This window comes from Brevundimonas diminuta ATCC 11568 (assembly GCF_000204035.1).
Classification (GTDB): domain Bacteria; phylum Pseudomonadota; class Alphaproteobacteria; order Caulobacterales; family Caulobacteraceae; genus Brevundimonas; species Brevundimonas diminuta.
The window spans coordinates 2,501-5,603 of sequence record NZ_GL883089.1; the positions used below are offsets into that span (position 1 = coordinate 2,501).

General features: G+C 53.8%; 1 tRNA gene and 2 rRNA genes (1 of these 3 only partly in view). All 3 read left to right on the forward strand.

The features are described 5' to 3' along the window. Positions 1–2,763, forward strand: a 23S ribosomal RNA gene (locus BDIM_RS16710); it begins 18 nt to the left of the window's first position. A 76-nt stretch (positions 2,764–2,839) separates the two neighbouring features. Further along, positions 2,840–2,954, forward strand: a 5S ribosomal RNA gene (gene rrf, locus BDIM_RS16715). Between the two features lie 56 nt (positions 2,955–3,010). Then, positions 3,011–3,087: transfer RNA gene (locus BDIM_RS16720), tRNA-Met, on the forward strand. The last annotated feature ends 16 nt before the right edge of the window (positions 3,088–3,103 follow it).

The window sequence follows — 3,103 nt, forward strand, 5'->3', positions numbered from 1 at the left end:
TTCTGACGGATGCCTTGGCGTAGAGAGGCGATGAAAGACGTGGCAAGCTGCGATAAGAACCGGGGAGGCGCTAGCACCCTTTGATCCGGTTATCTCTGAATGGGGAAACCCACCTTTGCGGTCTTCCAACTCTGCTTTTCGGAGCAGCGATTGGATGATCGCTTAAAGGTACAATGACCTGAATACATAGGGTTCATTGAGCGAACCCGGGGAACTGAAACATCTCAGTACCCGGAGGAAAGGACATCAACCGAGACTCCCGTAGTAGTGGCGAGCGAACCGGGACCAGGCCAGTGCTCTTGTGAAATAAAGTCGAACGGAATGGAAAGTCCGGCCATAGCGGGTGACAGCCCCGTAGACGTCAAACAGCAAGAGACTCGAGTAGGGCGGGACACGTGAAATCCTGTCTGAACATGGGGGGACCACCCTCCAAGCCTAAGTACTCCTCTACGACCGATAGTGAACAAGTACCGTGAGGGAAAGGTGAAAAGCACCCCGACAAGGGGAGTGAAACAGATCCTGAAATCGGAAGCCTACAAGCAGTCGGAGCCGCCAAGCGCGGTGACGGCGTACCTTTTGTATAATGGGTCAGCGACTTCATGTGTCGAGCAAGCTTAAGCCGTTAGGTGTAGGCGCAGCGAAAGCGAGTCTGAATAGGGCGCTAAGTTCGACGTATGACGACCCGAAACCAGGTGATCTATCCATGAGCAGGATGAAGGTAAGGTAACACTTACTGGAGGTCCGAACCCGTGAATGTTGAAAAATTCTGGGATGACTTGTGGATAGGGGTGAAAGGCCAATCAAACCTGGACATAGCTGGTTCTCCGCGAAATCTATTTAGGTAGAGCGTCCGACGAATACCCTGGGGGGTAGAGCACTGGATGGTTGCGGGCTGCGCGAGCGGTACCAATACTAACCAAACTCCGAATACCCAGGAGTACTATCGGGCAGACACACGGCGGGTGCTAACGTCCGTCGTGAAAAGGGAAACAACCCTAACCATCATCTAAGGCCCCCAAGTCATGGCTAAGTGGGAAACGATGTGGGATTGCTTTGACAATCAGGAGGTTGGCTTAGAAGCAGCCATCCTTTAAAGAAAGCGTAACAGCTCACTGATCAAGCGATCCTGCGCGGAAAATGTAACGGGGCTAAAGCCATGCGCCGAAGATATGGGTTTGCAGTTTACTGCAAGCGGTAGCGGAGCGTTCCGTAAGCCTGTGAAGGTCAACTGTGAGGTTGGCTGGAGGTATCGGAAGTGAGAATGCTGACATGAGTAACGATAAACAGTGTGAGAAACACTGTCGCCGAAAGACCAAGGGTTCCTGCGTAAAGCTAATCTGCGCAGGGTTAGTCGGCCCCTAAGGCGAGGCTGAAAAGCGTAGTCGATGGGAAGCAGGTAAATATTCCTGCACCAGCTGGAAGTGACGGATGGCATAAGTCGTCGGGGCTTATTGGATTGTTCCCGGCGGTGGCGTTGTCCCTGGAAATAACTCCAGCAGAGACCGTACCCGAAACCGACACAGGTGGTCAGGTAGAGTATACCAAGGCGCTTGAGAGAACTGTGCTGAAGGAACTCGGCAAATTGCACGCGTAACTTCGGAATAAGCGTGACTCACCCTGGGCAACCAGGACTGAGTGGCACAAGCCAGGGGGTAGCGACTGTTTAGCAAAAACATAGGGCTCTGCGAAGCATCAATGCGACGTATAGGGTCTGACGCCTGCCCGGTGCCTGAAGGTTAAAGGGAGGAGTGAAAGCTCCGAACTGAAGCCCAGGTAAACGGCGGCCGTAACTATAACGGTCCTAAGGTAGCGAAATTCCTTGTCGGGTAAGTTCCGACCTGCACGAATGGCGTAACGACTTCCCCACTGTCTCCAGCACAGGCTCAGTGAAATTGAATTCCCCGTGAAGATGCGGGGTTCCCGCGGTCAGACGGAAAGACCCTATGAACCTTTACTATAGCTTCGCCTTGGCGTTAGCGACCGTATGTGTAGGATAGGTGGGAGGCTATGAAGCCGGGGCGCCAGCTCTGGTGGAGCCATCCTTGAAATACCACCCTTACTGTCGTTGACGTCTAACCGAGGGCCGTTATCCGGTCCCGGGACATGGCGTGGTGGGTAGTTTGACTGGGGCGGTCGCCTCCCAAAGTGTAACGGAGGCGCGCGATGGTTAGCTCAGACCGGTCGGAAATCGGTCGTCGAGTGCAATGGCATAAGCTAGCCTGACTGCGAGACTGACAAGTCGAGCAGAGACGAAAGTCGGCCATAGTGATCCGGTGGTCCCGCGTGGAAGGGCCATCGCTCAACGGATAAAAGGTACTCTAGGGATAACAGGCTGATTTTGCCCAAGAGTCCATATCGACGGCAAAGTTTGGCACCTCGATGTCGGCTCATCACATCCTGGGGCTGGAGCAGGTCCCAAGGGTATGGCTGTTCGCCATTTAAAGTGGTACGTGAGCTGGGTTCAGAACGTCGTGAGACAGTTTGGTCCCTATCTGCCGTGGGTGTTCGAAGCTTGAGAGGATCTGTCCCTAGTACGAGAGGACCGGGATGGACATACCTCTGGTGGACCTGTCATGGCGCCAGCCGTGCAGCAGGGTAGCTAAGTATGGAATAGATAACCGCTGAAAGCATCTAAGCGGGAAACTAACCTCAAAACAAGGCTTCGCTGAGGATCGTGGAAGACTACCACGTTGATAGGCCAGGTGTGGAAGCGCGGTGACGTGTGAAGCTTACTGGTACTAATAATCCGATCGGCTTGATCGTTTCTCAGCAAAACTCATTCGATCTTACTATGTCGAAATCATAGACAATATCTTCTCATTCATGTGTGTCGGGTTGACCTGGTGGCTCTGTCGGAGGTTCCCCACCCGATCCCATTCCGAACTCGGTCGTTAAGACCTCCAGAGCCGATGGTACTTCGTCTTAAGGCGCGGGAGAGTAGGTCGCCGCCGGGTCTACCCGACACACATGAATGACTTCTCGAACCTTCTTCCTTTACTCACCGCCTTGCCGCGGGATGGAGCAGCCCGGTAGCTCGTCAGGCTCATAACCTGAAGGTCGCAGGTTCAAATCCTGCTCCCGCACCCAAATCCTCAAAGCCCCG